Annotated in this window: 1 protein-coding gene; it reads right to left on the bottom strand. The window is 58.9% G+C overall.

Going from position 1 to position 1263, the window contains the following annotated elements; translation table 11 throughout:
- Positions 1–262: 262 nt before the first annotated feature.
- Positions 263–445 (bottom strand): hypothetical protein, encoded by a 183-nt coding sequence (locus tag IVB36_RS15265; protein ID WP_245333112.1) that lies wholly within the window; start codon positions 443–445, stop codon positions 263–265.
- Positions 446–1263 lie beyond the last annotated feature (818 nt).

Below are 1263 nucleotides of genomic sequence, written 5' to 3'. Positions count from 1 at the left end.
CGTGGGCTGCGATCGAGGTTCACCGAGAAATAGTCGACCACTTCCGTAGCCTCGGCGCCTTGCCTGAAACCCCGCTGTTCTTCGAAATCGACGGAAGGACCATATGGATGAACTGCTGGCGGCGTACAATGACATCACCGCTTCCGGATTGGGCCCCTCCCAACCGCAATGCGATGCGGCGAAGGCGGAGCAGCGTTCGCTGGCGGAGCCATGCGCAAAGTTCCGTTGTCACGCCGATCTAGCCGGCTTGACCTCTTCCGCATCAGCCACGCGTTCGCTGAGAGGGCGGCTTAAACTCCACGACCTCGTGCTGGTCGCACGGATTAGCTCGCTCATTTTTCTTGACGATTAGCTCAAGCTCGAGAGCCTCGAAGGCGAGTTCATCCGCCAAGCGCTTAAACAGCTCGCGCTTTTCTATGTCCGTCGCTTGCTGGCTCATCAGCATAAACTCTCTGGCGTCAGCGCGGACCTTTTCCAAACGTCGTCGGAGGTCCTTCATGTGTGCCGGCTTAGCTTTTAAACTTATCCTTGGCCCGAACAAATCAGTTTGCTGGTTCGGATCCACCCGGAGTCAACTGCCGAAACTCGATACTGGTTCTATGCGGACCGCCAAATTCGCCGCTCTTCGTGCTGCGATATTTGGCCATGCTCCATGACCCAGCCCCTGTTCAGGGATTGCGGGCTGAGGACGGCCGTCTTGGCCGATGAGCCATCCCTGTCCGGCTCTCGCCGGATGATGCATAGAACTAGCATACCTGAAGGGGACATGAATGTTCGAAAGCGCACAGACGCGAGTGTTGCGCCCGACTAGGCTGGGAGCGATCCTGGACGCTCGCAAAGCGCTCGGGGCCCAACGGCCTCGGGGAGATGCGAAAATGTGCCGGCTGCGCTGAAGCGGCTCCGTCCGCGAACGCAGTGTTGCCGGTTGCGTGCCGGGTATGAGGCAGGAGTAACCTCGGCAGATTCTGGATCCAACCGTGGTCGGTCCTCGTGCGTACTGCCCTTCTCATCGTGGGAATATGGCTACTGGTGAACGTTCTGTTCGTTGTAGTTGTCCTGCCCTCGCGCAGACCGTCACCTACTCGGCGAGCAGGAATTCCATCTCCGGTGACGATTAACACGACGGCCGGTCGCTCGGACGATCACGACCCACCACTCCTGCAGCGCGCAATGAGGCCGGTTGCAATCAGGGTTCTTTTCATCGTGCTCATCCTTCCAGTCCTTCGAGCGTGGAATGCGGTTAGGCGGCACTTCAGAGGGCAC

This window comes from Bradyrhizobium sp. 35 (assembly GCF_023073215.1).
Classification (GTDB): domain Bacteria; phylum Pseudomonadota; class Alphaproteobacteria; order Rhizobiales; family Xanthobacteraceae; genus Bradyrhizobium; species Bradyrhizobium canariense_D.
This window is presented reverse-complemented; position numbering and strand designations above follow the sequence as displayed.